Origin of the sequence: Listeria swaminathanii, assembly GCF_014229645.1 — a bacterium.
Lineage (GTDB): Bacteria > Bacillota > Bacilli > Lactobacillales > Listeriaceae > Listeria > Listeria swaminathanii.
Genome location: NZ_JAATOD010000001.1, coordinates 947,362 through 962,130, shown reverse-complemented (window position 1 = coordinate 962,130; position 14,769 = coordinate 947,362). Strand labels below are relative to the sequence as shown.

General features: G+C 36.3%; 11 protein-coding genes and 1 pseudogene. 5 read left to right on the top strand and 7 right to left on the bottom strand.

Annotated elements, in window-relative coordinates; all coding sequences use genetic code 11:
* The first annotated feature begins 25 nt into the window (after positions 1 to 25).
* Both HCX62_RS04850 and HCX62_RS04845 read left to right on the top strand, forming a co-directional pair.
* On the top strand, positions 26 to 1,231 hold the full coding sequence (locus HCX62_RS04850; protein ID WP_185637318.1) for an MFS transporter: 1,206 nt from the start codon (positions 26 to 28) through the stop codon (positions 1,229 to 1,231).
* Entirely contained in the window at positions 1,228 to 1,473 is a 246-nt protein-coding gene (locus HCX62_RS04845) for a hypothetical protein (RefSeq protein ID WP_185637316.1), read from the top strand. The genes HCX62_RS04850 and HCX62_RS04845 overlap by 4 nt, the downstream gene beginning before the upstream one ends.
* A 38-nt stretch (positions 1,474 to 1,511) precedes the next feature.
* Here the strand turns inward: HCX62_RS04845 and HCX62_RS04840 are convergent.
* From HCX62_RS04840 to dbpA, 3 genes and pseudogenes are all read right to left on the bottom strand, one after another.
* A pseudogene (locus HCX62_RS04840) lies at positions 1,512 to 1,971 on the bottom strand (NUDIX hydrolase).
* Positions 1,972 to 2,137: 166 nt separating this feature from the next.
* Positions 2,138 to 2,401, bottom strand: coding sequence for a DUF3116 family protein (locus tag HCX62_RS04835; RefSeq protein WP_185637314.1), 264 nt, complete (start codon positions 2,399 to 2,401; stop codon positions 2,138 to 2,140).
* Positions 2,402 to 2,425: 24 nt separating this feature from the next.
* A complete protein-coding gene (gene dbpA / locus HCX62_RS04830) occupies positions 2,426 to 3,838 on the bottom strand; it encodes an ATP-dependent RNA helicase DbpA (RefSeq protein WP_185637312.1) in 1,413 nt (470 codons plus the stop codon).
* Between the two features lie 123 nt (positions 3,839 to 3,961).
* Here dbpA and HCX62_RS04825 point away from each other — a divergent pair, with 123 nt between their 5' ends.
* Positions 3,962 to 4,222: a hypothetical protein gene (locus HCX62_RS04825; RefSeq protein WP_185637310.1), complete on the top strand. Its 261-nt coding sequence runs from the start codon at positions 3,962 to 3,964 to the stop codon at positions 4,220 to 4,222.
* A gap of 32 nt (positions 4,223 to 4,254) precedes the next feature.
* Here the strand turns inward: HCX62_RS04825 and HCX62_RS04820 are convergent, their stop codons facing one another.
* Positions 4,255 to 4,854, bottom strand: coding sequence for a histidine phosphatase family protein (locus HCX62_RS04820; RefSeq protein ID WP_185637309.1), 600 nt, complete (start codon positions 4,852 to 4,854; stop codon positions 4,255 to 4,257).
* Positions 4,855 to 5,021: 167 nt separating this feature from the next.
* On the opposite strand from HCX62_RS04820, the gene HCX62_RS04815 reads away from it, so the two are divergent.
* Together HCX62_RS04815 and HCX62_RS04810 are read left to right on the top strand one after the other, a co-directional pair.
* Positions 5,022 to 5,429, top strand: a complete 408-nt coding sequence (locus tag HCX62_RS04815) for a VOC family protein (protein WP_185637307.1) — start codon at positions 5,022 to 5,024, stop codon at positions 5,427 to 5,429.
* A gap of 153 nt (positions 5,430 to 5,582) precedes the next feature.
* Positions 5,583 to 6,176: a YdeI/OmpD-associated family protein gene (locus HCX62_RS04810; protein WP_185637304.1), complete on the top strand. Its 594-nt coding sequence runs from the start codon at positions 5,583 to 5,585 to the stop codon at positions 6,174 to 6,176.
* A gap of 47 nt (positions 6,177 to 6,223) precedes the next feature.
* Here the strand turns inward: HCX62_RS04810 and HCX62_RS04805 are convergent, their stop codons facing one another.
* The 3 genes from HCX62_RS04805 to HCX62_RS04795 all read right to left on the bottom strand — a co-directional run bounded on the left by HCX62_RS04805 (position 6,224) and on the right by HCX62_RS04795 (position 14,433).
* On the bottom strand, positions 6,224 to 7,582 hold the full coding sequence (locus HCX62_RS04805) for a DUF1254 domain-containing protein (RefSeq protein ID WP_185637302.1): 1,359 nt from the start codon (positions 7,580 to 7,582) through the stop codon (positions 6,224 to 6,226).
* Between the two features lie 121 nt (positions 7,583 to 7,703).
* The gene (locus HCX62_RS04800; protein ID WP_185637300.1) at positions 7,704 to 10,448 is read right to left on the bottom strand and encodes a MucBP domain-containing protein; all 2,745 of its coding nucleotides are present in this window, start codon (positions 10,446 to 10,448) and stop codon (positions 7,704 to 7,706) included.
* Between the two features lie 292 nt (positions 10,449 to 10,740).
* Positions 10,741 to 14,433, bottom strand: a complete 3,693-nt coding sequence (locus HCX62_RS04795; RefSeq protein WP_185637298.1) for a MucBP domain-containing protein — start codon at positions 14,431 to 14,433, stop codon at positions 10,741 to 10,743.
* Positions 14,434 to 14,769: the final 336 nt, after the last annotated feature.

Sequence of the window (14,769 nt, the reverse complement as noted above, 5' to 3'; positions counted from 1 at the left end):
TTACATGTAGGAAGGGATTTTATTTATGAAAGAAAAATTGTTTAACAAGGGTTTTGTCTTAATAACATTGATTAACTTTGTCGTTTATCTCGTTTATTATTTGCTTATGGTGATTATCGCCGTTATTGCCCAAGAGGAGCTGAATGCATCACTTGGCGAAGCGGGATTTGCGTCTGGGATTTATATTATCGGAACGCTTCTCGCACGGCTTTACATGGGGAAAAAGCTCGAACTGTTTGGCCGTAAGCGTGTTTTAAGATTTGGGATTTTATTTTTCTTAGTAACGACGCTGGCTTACTTATACATGCCGACAATTGCGATTATGTTCGTTATTCGCTTTTTGAATGGGTTTGCTTACGGGACAACCTCGACAGCCACCAATGCGATTGTAACAGCATATATTCCTAATTCTCGAAACGGTGAAGGGATTAATTATTACGGTCTTAGTACGAGCCTCGCTGCTGCAATTGGACCGTTTATTGGAATGATTCTACTTAGCAAGACGAACTTTTATACGATTATTATTTTCTCCACGGTAATTGTCTTTTTAACTGCACTACTTTGCTTCTACTTACCAGTGAAAAATATTGTTTTGACTACAGAACATCGCAAAGCGTTACAAACTTGGACAGTCAAAAGTTTTATTGAAACTAAAGTTATTCCGATTACTTTTATCGCCTTTTTAATGGGGATTTCTTATTCGAGCGTACTTACATTCCTTGCTTCTTATGCAAGAGAAATCAATTTAGTAAGTGCTGGGACATTTTTCTTTGTCGTTTATGCGCTCGTTATTACGTTCACTCGGCCAATGTCCGGCAAACTATTTGATGCCAAAGGTGAAAAATATGTGATGTATCCGAGTTATCTATTTTTAGCAGTTGGTTTAGTTGTGCTAAGTACTGCAACATCCAGTCTTGTCTTACTTATTTCAGGTGGCTTGATTGGTTTAGGTTACGGGACGTTTATGTCAAATGGACAGGCTGTTTGTTTGAAAGTTTGTGAGCCGCACCGTATTGGGATTGGCTTATCTACTTACTTTATCGGGCTTGATCTAGGTCTTGGTATTGGGCCTTATATTATGGGTGAAATTCATCATGTTCTTTCATTCCAAGGTATTTACATTATCGCTGGTGCTATCGCATTTATTTGCGTCTTTATCTACATGTTTTTATCCAGAAAAAAAGTGTCCAGTAGCGCGCATGAACAACTAAAAGGGAGTGAAGAACTATGAATAAATTATTACTCGTGACTGCCGCGGGTTATATCGTAGGTGTTCGAGGTATCGATAATGAGAAAAGACAATCTATTTTGTTGCGTGATGTGTATATTAATAACTCATCCCAACGTTTAATTGATCATTTTGAGAGTCTAGAGATTGCTAAAGAGCAGATTATCGGGCATAGGAAGTTAACTACTGAGGATGCGCAAAATTTGATTAGTCGTTGGGAAGCTAGTTATTTTACGACATCTTGATAGTATGGAAGCATTGCGAATGGGCGCAATGCTTTTTTTTATAAGGATTCGTGGCTAATATGTAGTAATGTGGTTCCGTGATATTTTGTTGTGATTTTTATTCGTTCGGAGTCATTTTGTACATGCTGGAAAATATAAGATAAATAGCTTACTACACCCGTATTTTCTTGGTCAAAAATCCAGTCACATTGTTTAAAATCTAAAATGCCCTCTTCCATGGCGCGCGGGGTTGGATAGTCATAATCATCTGGAAGTTTCGCAAAAAACAAATGCATTCCGCCTAAATATTCTTCGTTTACAAACCATATCATTTCGCCAATATCCCGGATTTCATAGTCTTCGGAAGGAATTCCCGTTTCTTCCGTGATTTCACGTTGAATGGAGTCGATAAGTACTTCCCCCGACACCGTTCCAGTTCCCCATCCAAGGTGCTTTTTCCCGGTTTAATAATAAAATTTGATCGCCTCTTTGTATAAAACAAATGGTGTATTTGTACATGTTGTCACCTTCTATTTCAGTTTTATTTAGTATAGCATAATTTTACACACAAAAAAGAGCAGCATCCGTGTTTTAGTAGGGAGACGGATGCTGCCAGGTGAGATATTTCATTAAAAAAAAGGTTACTCTTAATATAACGTAGAGTTGTGAACAAACTATGAACAAATCATGAAAGTTCATTTTTAATTTTTTGCAGTAAAAAATCCCCTTGTTTGGTTATGCTGTAGTACTTTTGCTTATTATTATTTTCGTCTCTCTGAATAAACCCATGAAACTCAAGCCAATAAGTACAATATAACAGCTCATTTCTTGTAGAATCGCCAACGATGTCAGTTTGCAAAAAGTGGATGGTCAATGATTTTATGTTATATATTGGATTTTTAACAACATTCAATACCATAAGAATAAGCTCATTACTGGGCCTTTCCATACTTGAGACCTTCTTTTCTTATTATTATCGTTTTCTAGCTTCGTTTACTTTCAAGCGTCTACCTTTCACTTTACGGGAACGCATCATTTCCAGCACTGCCGGTCCTTTTCCATTTAAAATTTCGACAAAAGAAACATGATCCTCAATTGTAATAATACCAATATCTTCTGCTGTAATTCCTTCTAATTTAGAAATCGTTCCAACAAAATCTACCGCGCGGATTTTTTTCTTTTTGCCGCCGTTAAAGTAAAGTTTCATGATGTTTTTATTTAATTTTTCCCCGCGAGCTTTTTTGACTACTGGGCGTTTTTGTTGTTTTTTGTGGAAAGCTTCTTCATTTGCTCTTACTTCTATCACTGTCGGTTTACGTTTTTTCTCAATGGTGATTTGGAGCATTTCTTCTATGTCCCGTAGCAGCGGATTTTCATTCGTTTTCACGAAGCTAATCGCTTTCCCGCTTTTTCCAGCACGACCAGTACGACCGATTCGGTGGACATAGTTTTCTTTTTCAATCGGCAAATCGTAGTTGATTACGAGTGATACATTATCTACATCAATCCCGCGCCCCGCCACATCTGTCGCAATTAAGAAGCGCGACTTGCCACTTTTAAAATCATCCATCGCACGAAAACGGTCTTCTTGTCTTAAGCCGCCATGAATTTTACTAACTCGTAAATCGAGTAAATCAGTTAACTCATCCACTTGATTTTTCGTGTTACAAAAAATAATCGCGCTATCAGGATTTTCTGTAATTAAAACGTCTTTTAGTGTTTTTTCTTTATTGTCTGTTTGCATTTCGACATGGAAAATCGGGTTCGTTTTTTCCGATGCCATTTCAATTACCATTGGATCGTCTTGGTAACGTTTAATTAAATCTTGCATTTCTTCTGGCATTGTTGCAGAGAAAAATAGATTTTGGCGCTCTTTTGGTAAACGGCTAAGAATGTCTTCTACTTGATCAATAAAGCCCATGCTTAACATTTCGTCTACTTCATCTAAAACTAAGTGGGCTACTTTATCAACATTCAGTGAACCTTTTTCGATGTGATCAAGTAGTCGGCCAGGTGTCCCAACGACAATATGATTTTTTTGGCTTAGTTCTAATTTTTGTTTGGCAAATGGTGATTGTCCGTAAATGGCTGCTGCTTTAACCCGTTTAAAGCGGCCAATGTTCGTGCATTCCGTTTTGACTTGCATCGCTAGCTCTCGGGTTGGAACGATAATAAGCGCTTGTGGCTTGTTCTCTTCCCAAACGACTTGTTCGGCGATTGGAATTGCGAATGCCGCTGTTTTCCCACTACCAGTTTGTGATTTAGCAACAATATCTTCTCCTGTTAAGGCAACTGGAATTACTGCTTTTTGAACAGGCGTCGCTTCTGTATATCCTAGTTCATTAATCGCTCTTTTAATTTCTTCACTTAATTTTAAATTATTCATGTCAGTCCTCATTTCCTCATATCATCATACCATATTTTTTCACAAATGACGGAACGAATTGTTTGTACTTCTCCGCGGCTTCCTTTAGAATGAACTCTAAGCCCCCAAAATAAGGAGGAAACAATGAATTTAGATGATTTGAAGAATAAAGTTACCGAGTCCCTGCCCCTGGAAAACCTAGGAACACTGACAGAAGAGGCAACAAACAAAGCATCTGAGCTTGGCGAACAAGTAAGTAATGTCACGGAAAATCTACAAAATGAAGCGACGAACTTAACAGAAAATCTGCAAGATAAAGCAAGTGGACTTACGGAAAACTTGCAAGATACCGCGAATGAATTAACTGGTGGGTTTTTGGATAAAATAAAGAATTTGTTTCAATGAACGAAAAAAGCACTCATTTATGAGTGCTTTTTTTATTTGGCGCTTTCAATATGCGCTCCACTATCAAAATCATGATTAATAAAATTAACCAAAGTAAACTCTCCATTTTCATATTCAAACTTCAATATGCAGCAATTTTTCAGACCTGTTACTTTGCCAACCTTACTCGTTTTCTCCCAATATCGGGCAAACTGGGCGCAAGCGGCTCCGTGGGATACAGCGAGAACCGTGTCATGCTTATCTTGGCTCATGATGCCCTCCATTGTTTCGAGTAAGCGATCTCTAAAATCCATTTCCCGTTCCCCACCAAATGTCGCGAAAAAATCACCATATGGAAGTGGTGGATTTAAATCTTCGCTCTCCCCTTCAAACGTGCCGAAATTCCATTCTTTTAAGCCTTTCAATCTAGTGTAACTTTTATCTGTAACAAGCTCTAACGTGTCGCATGCGCGCTCTGAAGTGGAACTATAGGCTTGGTCGAATTCAATATTGTTTTCTTGAAAGTAACTTCCAGCGATTTTGGCTTGTTTGATACCAAGCTCTGTTAGTGGTGCGTCGCAAAAGCCTTGAATTTTTTTGCGCTGATTAAATAATGTTTGACCGTGGCGCATTAAATATAGCGTTTTTTTCATGTGAATCTCCCCCTGTATCTAATATCTTATTATTAGTCTATCACCTTGGAGTAGCTCCAAGTCAAGCATTTATCGGCTTAACTTTTCCTCTTTTTTCTCGTATCTGCTATAATAAATACACTTAAATCAATAAAACTATAGCGAATAAAAATCGAGGAGGAATTCAAATGACGTTAAATGTTTACTTGAATTTTAGAACACAATCCAGAGATGCTATCGCGTTTTATGAAGAAATTTTTGGAACAAAGTGTACAGATTTGCTGACATATGGGGAAATCGAAACAAATGAAGAACCTATAGAAGATTCGCTAAAGGACTTAGTTATGAACGCTAGCTTAGTCATGGACGGGGTTAAAGTCATGTTTTCCGACGTACCTAAGTCTATGCCACTTACATTTGGCGACAATATTACGTTTGTCATTGATACATCCGACGAAATAAAATTAACGAAACAATTCCATCAGCTTGCAGAAGGTGGTACTGTCGTGATGCCACTTGCCAAAACATTCTGGTCGGAAAAATTTGGAGAGGTTAAAGACAAGTTTGGTGTCGGTTGGCAGCTCAATTTATCATGAAAACAAATGAATCTGGGGTAACTCTCAGGTTCTTTCTTTAAGTCCATTTTTAGTAGGATGACCAAATTTGCAAGGCCTTTCATATTGCGTTAAAATAACACGTATCAAAGAATTATTTTTAAATTGAAAAAGCGTAGAAAAGAGGAATTCTTTATGGCAAAAACAGAATTAAACCCTAAAGTCGATGCGTTTCTAAATAAACCATCCAAATGGCAAGCTGAATTCAAAACATTAAGAGAGATAGCGATTGGTTTTGAACTAGAAGAAGAACTCAAATGGGGCAAACCTTGTTATGCTATTAACGGCAGTAACGTTTTCTTAATCCATGGTTTTAAAGATTATTGTGCCCTGCTCTTTATGAAAGGTGCGCTTCTCCGTGATCCAGCAAATATTTTAGTGCAGCAAACGGAAAACGTGCAAGCCGCGAGACAAATTCGCTTCACTAATTTACAAGAAATCCTTGATCAAAAAGAGAATTTAAAAGCATATATCCAAAATGCCATTGATGTCGAAAAAGCGGGTCTTGAAGTAGAACTTAAACCAAGAGCTGAAACACCTATTCCAGAAGAATTACTTGTGAAATTTGAACAATTACCTGCTTTACAAACAGCTTTTGAAGCGCTCACTCCCGGTCGACAAAAAGCTTACTTGCTTTATTTTGCGGCTCCTAAACAATCGAAAACACGTGTTTCTCGAATTGAGAAATATGAAGCAACGATTTTAGATGGATTAGGACTGAACGATTAATACAACAAAAAGAAGCGCAACCTGCAAATGATTGCGCTTCTTTTTGTTTATTTCACTTCTTCAAAATCATATAATTGCCAGCTGTTATCAAAGGCTGGTTCGGTTGGTCCGTAAATACGGAAGTAGGTGAACCAATTGGCGTCAAGAACTGTTTGAATCCATGGTAGCGACTCATCTTCTGGTGGATTTGGTCCAAAGTAAAGTGTCGTATTTCCATCTGCGTCTACTTCAAACGTATCTTTAATGGAATTAAGCGCTGGCATAAATTGCTCGGTAACAATTTCTGAACGTGTGTCCATGTCATAAACTGTTACTGACCAGAAAATACTCGTAGGTACTGGTGTTGGCACTTTTAATGTATAATTTTTGCCGCCATCCAGATAGTTTCCTTCTTTGTCTTTCACTCCAAGCATATACACAGAGCCAAATCCGACTTTATGCATAAACATCATATGGGTTTCGAGTGTCGCTTGATAGAACCAACGCTCTCTTACAGGAAGATTTAAATAAGTTTTTTCATAAAAATCATTATTTTCCCCGTATACTGCCCATTCCCAATTCTTCCCTGGCCAAGTGATTGCAGCCGGATCATCTGTATTAAAGGAATTCACGAACATCATTTCATCCGCTTTTTCAGCAGCTTCAATTAATAAAGCTTTTTTATCTGGATCAGGATTGAATTCTTTGTTTGGCGCTAAACCAATTGCTTTTAGTAAACCGTACATTTGATAATATTCTGGATCCGTCTTATCATTATCCAGCGCCCATTTAATCACTTCCCAGTAATCAAATTTCCCTTCCACAAAATACGGTGTAGAAATTGCTTTACGATGCGAAAAATCATGGAAAGTGCTCACCGGTTTATCTTTTTCTTCTTTTAAAGGATAAAATTTCACTTCTTTAAGGAGCGCAAATGCTTTTTCATAATCACTCGCTTGATGAACCATCGCCCGTAAACAGATGAGGAAACGATAACTAGAAGGTTTTCGAACTATGTAGCCTTCCGGAATATCGCCATCATAATTAGGTGGTAAGTATAAATATTTAGCACCTTTGCCTTGTTCATCACCGGTTAATCCCATATTGGTAATAAATTTAAAATTAATATCATCCGCCACACCAACGATTGCACCCGGTGGTAACTCGATAACAACTGGACCATTCTCGGTGTTTCCAGTTCCAAGGCAATAAGGCGTATCCGAATTTTGTGTCAGTACATTTAAATCAGGAGTCGTCAGTTGAATAATAAAATCGTGATTCTCGGTAATTCCTAAATCATGTAATGCCTTAAAATTTGATACGTTGGAAACAGTTGGGTAGAAAAACCGATAAGCCTCAACAGCTCGATTTAAAAATCCCTCTTTTCTGATTGCCTCTACTTTACTCTCAGGTAGCATTTTTTTCATGTAAAAATCCTCCTTCAATTAGCTTTTTTTAGAACACTTGTATAATACCCCTGTTTTTGGATATTCAAGCGTAAAACAAAAAATCTCCTCGTCGTGAGAAGATTTTTTGTAAGAAATCATATTAATTTTTCTTTTTTCTATTGTTTTTATAGAGCCAAATGCTACTAAATAGTGCCAAAAGTAAGCCGAATCCCAAAATTAAATTTGACTGTAGATCTCCGGTTAGAGGAAGTGAGAGCTTATTTTTAGTTGTTATCGCACTACTTCCAGCTGAAGTATCCGAAATTACATCTATTTCGAACATGGAATCCGCTTTTTCAGCTTGATAAATGTATTTTATCGTTTGCTCCTCTTGCATAAATTTCCCGGTTGCGTTGGCTGGTGTTTTTATGAGTGTGTAGCCTTTAATTTCTTTTGCTTCAGTAGAATATATTTCGCCAATTCCGCCACTTAATACATCACTCATTGCAAGTTCATTTTGGTTCTCATCGATGTATTGCACCGTAACATCTTTAGCGGAAATAGCTTCGTTTTTACTCGTGCGATATACGTAGGTTACTGTTTGACTTGTTTCACTGAATTTGCCCGTTTCATTGCTTGGTATTTCAATGAGTCCGTATCCCGAAATCACTTTGGCAGTTGTAGTGTAGTCGTCGTCAACATTTCCTGATAAAGTATCGCTCGTTGCTAGTTCATTGCCTGCTTCATCCACATATTGTACTGTAATATCTGCGGCTGGAACGAGGTTTTTCGAATAGATATATGTCACTGTTTGTTCTTCTGCGCTAAATTCGCCTTGTGCATTTGCTGGCGTTTTAGTTAATGTATAGTCCAGAATTTCTTTTTCGCTTGAATGATATCCCTCGCCAATATTTCCTAATAATATCTCGCTTGGTGCCAGTTCGTTTCCTTCTTCATCCACATATTGCACCGTAATGTTTGCGGCTGGGACGGGGTCTTTTGAATATACATATCTCACTGTTTGTTCTGCCGCGCTAAATATACCTTGTGCATTTGCTGGCGTTTCCGTTAATGTATAGCCTGCAATTTCTTTTGCACTCGACTGGTATACTTCGTCGATATTCCCTAGTAATATTTCACTTGGGGCTAGTTCATTTCCTTCTTCGTCCACGTATTGTACCGTAATATTTGCAGCTGGGATAATATCTTTCGAATAGACATACGTCACCGTCTGTTCTCCCGCGCTAAATCCACCTTCTGCATTTGCCGGTGTTTCTGTTAATGTATAGCCAGCAATTTCTTTCACGCTTGAATGATAATCTTCGCCGATATATCCAGTTAAAATGACACTTTCCGCAATTTTTTTCTTAGCTGTATCTTCATATTGAACCGTTACATTTGCTGCTGGCACCGGATCAACGTAGACTGTCACCTCTTTAGGAATAGCTTTAACTCCGTCGATATTCACTGCGCTGATTGTCACTACATATTTTCCAACCTTTTTCAAATTAACGATAGATTCAAAATTGCTTGTCACAGGCGTTTCATCATTCGTTTGTGCCTGAATATCACTTAAAAATTCGGTTTCGGTTTTCTCGATTCTTTGCGGATAACGAATTTCAGCATCTGTACTAATGATTGGTACGGTAGATGCTTTAACTTGTTGTCTTATGGTTCCCGTGAAAGAACCTTTTACGCCAGTCATATTAATTACTTCAGAAAACCCATACTGGACTAAATCAAGATTTTTGAGTGCTTTATAAGACCAAGTTATTTGGTTATTTGCGTATGTACCTCTATCTGATATAGAAGTTGGTTGGACTATTGCCCCCATATTACTAATTTTATTATCAATAACTAAATCATCCAAAACAACGACTTTTTCTAAAACTATTAACTGGCTCCCTGCAGTTAATATCTTTAGGTTAGGCATAATGGTTGGCAGATCACTTGGTAAAACACTAATGGCATTAAATCCGATATCCATAGAAGTTACTGCTGGTAATTCTTTAAGCATATCAATATCTGTCAGTTTATTGTTAAGTAAATTTAAAGTCATTAGTTTTGGCATATTTTGAATGATACTGTCGCTTTGTAAGCTATTATTTTGTAGCCTCACTGATGTAACTGACGGTAAATTATCCAGCACGGCATTTTTGATTTTACTATGTTCAAATTTTAATGCAGTTACTTTTGGAAGATTCACCATTTCTACTTTCGATAAAGTCGGGATATTTCCATAGTACACACCTTCTACACCAAAGTAGCCCATGTTAAGTAATTGAGGGTTATTTTTAGCAATTACTGTAGTTAAATTGATGAAACCTGAAGACTTCGGAGTATACACATTGACCAATTTCGGCTGATCCTCTATATCAATAACTGTCAGCGTAGGATTATTTTGGATATCAAGCGTCGTTAATTTTGGTAGTTGATTTTCTGCATTTAAAGTAATGGTGCTAATTTGATTATCGCTTAAATCTAGTTTTACCAAATTAGGTAATTGCGTTAATGGAGAAGCATCTGTTATTTGGTTATTATTCAAGTTTATAGTTGTTGCTTTGACCAATAAATCCATTCCCGTTAAATCAATAATACCTTTGGCGTTTGCAGTTAAAATGATAATTTTATTCAAATCTGCTTGATTCACTAATTGTGTTGTGTCCTCAGAACCAGTCGCTGCTTTAGCAATACTTTGGGCTAATGCTGTATCTGGGAAAACTTTTGCATATGTATCTCCGTCTTGAAGTGTTGTTTTGTTTGGACTTTGTTTTAGGGAGTTGCTTTTATTTAAATTTTTCTTCGCATTTTCATTCTCTACTGCTTCAATCATTAAAGGATAAGCACTTAACGATTGAAAAAACAGTATTCCGACTATGATGATAGTACTTATCCTTTGTTTCATGATTAATTCTCCTCAGATGTTAGTAGTGGTTATATGAAAGGACGCGTTGATTTCACTATTTGATATGTAAAATTATTTTATCTCTATATCTAATAATTATAGCAACAGTATGCCTAATATTTAAACAAAGGATTAGGTTTTTTTTTAAATCGCCTTGTTTTTGTTCACAAAACGTTCACATAATGTCGAGAAATGCTGTGGTTTTAATCTTTTTAGTAGTTGTAGTCTTATTATAAATGTGGTAAAAGAAAAAACGTTCCTTTTTTTAAGGAACGTTTTTCAAGAAATGCTATCAGAAAGTTTTAGATTTATTCTTTTCTCTTTTATTTCTGAACAGCCAAATGATACTAAGAATTACTAGTAAAATTCCCAAACCAAAAATCAAAGTTAATGACTGATTTCCTGTTCGAGGGAGGATGGTTTGTTGGTTTCCATTCATTGGTTGAATATTTCCTTTTATTGGTTGAATATCTCCATTTGAATTATCCCCTAGTAGTTCTATATTTCGATTTACCTGTTCTTTATTCGCACGATACAGATACTTTATAGTTTGATCTGCTGCGATAAATTTACCAGTTGCGTTAGCTGGCTTTTTCACAAGGGTATAGCCTTTAATTTCTTTAGGTGCAGTTGTGTAGGAATCATGAATGTTTCCGTTTAACACAATACTTGTGGCAAGTTCTTTCCCCGTTTCATCTTCATATTTCACAATAATATTTGAAGTCGGGATAGTGTTCTTTTTATACAGATAGATTACCGTTTGAGCTTCTGTTGTGAAATTCCCGCTAGCATTATTTGGTACTTTCACGAGTGAATAACCGTCAATTTGCTTTGGTTTAGTTGTATATGCTCCACCCGCTGTTCCACTTAGTACCTCACTTGTTACTAGCTCGTTTTTATTTTCATCCAGATGCTTAACTGTAACATTTGCTGCTATTGGGGTATTTTGTAATTGATACACATAAGTTACCGTTTGAGGCGTTTCGCTAAAAATCCCGTCAGCGTTCGTAGGGGTTTCAATTAATGTATAACCTTCTATTGTTTTAGCCACAGTTGTGTATGTTTCGCCAATCTCACCAGTTAATACTTCCGTTTCACTAATTTTAACCCCTAATTCGTCTTGGTAGTTCACCGTAACTTCTTTAGCTAAAATTGGTTCTGCTTGAATCGCACGATAGACATAGGTCACTATTTGAGCACTATCGGTAAACTTGCCCTCTGCATTGCTCGGTGTTTCCATTAAAGTGTATCCTGTAATAGCCTTCGCTGTTGTAACGTAATCTTCATCCACATGACCTGATAATGTATCACTTGCTGCTAGTTCCATTCCCTCTTCATCCGTGTATTTTACTGTAATATCTTCTGCGGGAAGTGGATTTTTTGAATAGATATATCTCACTGTTTGTTCTTCTAGGCTAATTTCACCTTGTGCATTTGTTGGCATTTCAGTTAGCGTATAACCTAAAATTTCTTTGGCACTTGAATTATATTCTTCGCCAACATTTCCAGCTAATATACTATCTTCCGCAACTTTATTCCCGGATTCGTCTTCATATTTCACAGTTATATTTGCACCTTGCACAGGATCAATGTGGACGGTCACTTCTTTTGGAACAGCTTTAATTCCATCCATATTCTCTGCGCTTAATGTTACGGTGTATGTTCCTACTTTCTTTAAGTTCACCATTATTTCAAAATCGCTTTTAATAGCTAAATCATCATTTGTTTGTGCATGAATATCACTTAAAAAGGCTGCTTCTGTTTTTTCTGTTCCTTGTGGATAGTGGATTTCGGTATCCGCATTAATTACTGGAACGGTAGATCTTTTAAATGGTTGTGTTACTTTTCCTGAAAAAGTTCCATCTATGCCCGTCGTATTAACTCGCTCAGAAAATTGGTAATTGACTTCTGTTAGACTTTTGATTCTCTCATACGACCAAGTTAGTTTACCATCTGCATACGTCCCTGAATTTGATATCGGGATTGGCTGGCTTAATTTACCAAAATTACTAATTTCATTATTAATAATTAAATCTGCATCATCCAGGGTAATTACTTTATCTAAAGTAATTGTTTGATTTACAGCGCTGAGTGTCGTTAATTTCGGCATTTTTGTTTTGAGATTACTTGGCAAAACACCGATGGAATTTAATTCGACATTTAAAGTAGTTATTTCTGGCAAATCATTAAGCACATCTATATTGGTAATTTGATTACTGTTTAAATTTAGAGTTGCTAGTATGGGCATATCTTTAAACTTCTCGATGCTATCACTTGTTATTTTATTATAATTTAGATTCACTTCTGTTACAGATACTAAATTATTCAGCTCGATATGATTGATACTATTACGATCTAATCGCACTACTCTTACTTTCGGAAGGTTGACTAACTCGACGTTCGTTAGGCTTATTATCCCCTCAAAATAAACACTTTGTATACTAAAATATCCTAGATTAACTAATTCTGGATTATTTTTGGCAATTACTGTTGTTAACTTAGATAATCCCGTTTTATCAGAAGTCTTTACATCTACCAATTGAGGTTGATCTTGGATATTTATTGAAGTTAGTGTTAAATTTTGCTCTATATTTATTGATACTAAATTAGGAAGATTTTCTACATCGGTTTTGTCTAATTTAACTTCTGTTAGTTGATTCTGAGACAGGTCTAACGTTTTTAAATTAGGGAGATTCTGAAGCTTATCGAACACATTTCCTGTTAGTTCATTTCCTTGTACCGGAAGATTTTCAATGGCTAAATCAGTCACTTTCAACTCGCTAATACTGTTCCGGTCAAGACTTACCTTGGTTACTTTTGGAAGATTGACTAATTCGACTTTTGTTAAACTTGCAACTTGGCTAAAGTAGACATTTCGCATAGTGTAATAGCCTAAATTAACTAATTCTGGATTATTTTTGGCAATCACCGTTGTTAACTGGCGTAATCCTGTATTAATGGAAGTTTTTATATCTACTAATTGAGGCTGATCTTGGACGTTTATGGAAGTTAGTTCCGAATTCCCTTCCATATTTAGTGATATCAAATTAGGTAGATTTTCTACATCGGTTTTGTCTAATTCCACTTCTGTTAGTTGATTCAGGGACAGGTCTAATGTTTTTAAATTAGGCAGATTTTGAAGGTTATCGAACACGTTATCGGTTAGTTCATTTCCATTTAATGGCAGATTTTCAATGGCTAAATCAGAAATTTCCAGCTCGCTAATACTGTTACGATCAAGACTTACTTTCGTTATTTTTGGTAGATTGGCTAATTCGACTTTTGTTAAACTTGCAACTTGGCTAAAGTAGACATTTCGCATAGTGTAATAACCTAAATTGACTAATTCTGGATTATTTTTAGCAATCACCGTTGTTAACTGACGTAATCCTGTATTTGAAGAAGTCTTTACGTCTACTAATTTGGGTTGGTCTTGGATATCCATAACTTCCAGATTGGGATTCGTTTCAAGATCAATGCTCGTTAGTTTTGGTAACTGGCTTTGTGCATTTAAGGTAATACTGCTAATTTGATTATTCTTTAACGCCAGACTTACTAAATTAGGTAATTGATTTATTGGAGAAATATCTGTTATTTGATTACTATTTAAGCTTATACTTGTGACATTTATTAGCAAATCCATTCCTGTCAATTCGCTAATTCCCTTGCTATTGGCGCTGAGAGATGTAATTTTATTCAAGTCTTCTTGTGTTACTAGCTGCGTTGTGTCTACTGATCCCGTAGCAGCTTTGGCAATAACTGTAGCCAACGCACTGTCAGGAAATACACTGTCATAGGTGTCTCCTGTTTTAAGCGTTGTCTTGGTTTGTTTTAAGGAATTAGTTAATCCCTTAGTTTCTTTTGAAGGTGTATTTGTTTCTATATTTTGCTCATTTTCTTTGGCTTCAGTGATAAATGGATAGGCGCTCAATGATTGAAAGAGCAATATCCCGACTACAATGATAGAACTTATCTTTCTTTTCATGATTAATCTCCTTAGATGTTGGGGTATTTTATTGTAATAGTGATTATCTTGAAGAATTAGCTGCGTTCACTATTTGATGTTTGGTTTCATTTCGCCTCAATAAGTACTAATTATAGCAACACTAAGCCACCCATTTGAACACAGTATGGGAATTTTTTTCATTTTCCGTTATTCTCGTTCACATATCGTTCACATTTATTTCGGAATTGGTGCTATTTTTAGACTTGTTGGTATTTTTGAAGAATTACCATCAAGCGGACAACAGAAAGTACTATAAAGTATTATTCTATATAAAAAACGCTATAACCATTGTAATTAAAACGGTTATAGCGTTCT

Coding starts and splice junctions, on each gene's coding strand:
- HCX62_RS04850 (WP_185637318.1), top strand. CDS start 26: ATGAAAGAAAAATTGTTTAACAAGGGTTTTGTCTTAATAACATTGATT.
- HCX62_RS04845 (WP_185637316.1), top strand. CDS start 1,228: ATGAATAAATTATTACTCGTGACTGCCGCGGGTTATATCGTAGGTGTT.
- HCX62_RS04835 (WP_185637314.1), bottom strand. CDS start 2,401: ATGGAAAGGCCCAGTAATGAGCTTATTCTTATGGTATTGAATGTTGTT.
- dbpA (WP_185637312.1), bottom strand. CDS start 3,838: ATGAATAATTTAAAATTAAGTGAAGAAATTAAAAGAGCGATTAATGAA.
- HCX62_RS04825 (WP_185637310.1), top strand. CDS start 3,962: ATGAATTTAGATGATTTGAAGAATAAAGTTACCGAGTCCCTGCCCCTG.
- HCX62_RS04820 (WP_185637309.1), bottom strand. CDS start 4,854: ATGAAAAAAACGCTATATTTAATGCGCCACGGTCAAACATTATTTAAT.
- HCX62_RS04815 (WP_185637307.1), top strand. CDS start 5,022: ATGACGTTAAATGTTTACTTGAATTTTAGAACACAATCCAGAGATGCT.
- HCX62_RS04810 (WP_185637304.1), top strand. CDS start 5,583: ATGGCAAAAACAGAATTAAACCCTAAAGTCGATGCGTTTCTAAATAAA.
- HCX62_RS04805 (WP_185637302.1), bottom strand. CDS start 7,582: ATGAAAAAAATGCTACCTGAGAGTAAAGTAGAGGCAATCAGAAAAGAG.
- HCX62_RS04800 (WP_185637300.1), bottom strand. CDS start 10,448: ATGAAACAAAGGATAAGTACTATCATCATAGTCGGAATACTGTTTTTT.
- HCX62_RS04795 (WP_185637298.1), bottom strand. CDS start 14,433: ATGAAAAGAAAGATAAGTTCTATCATTGTAGTCGGGATATTGCTCTTT.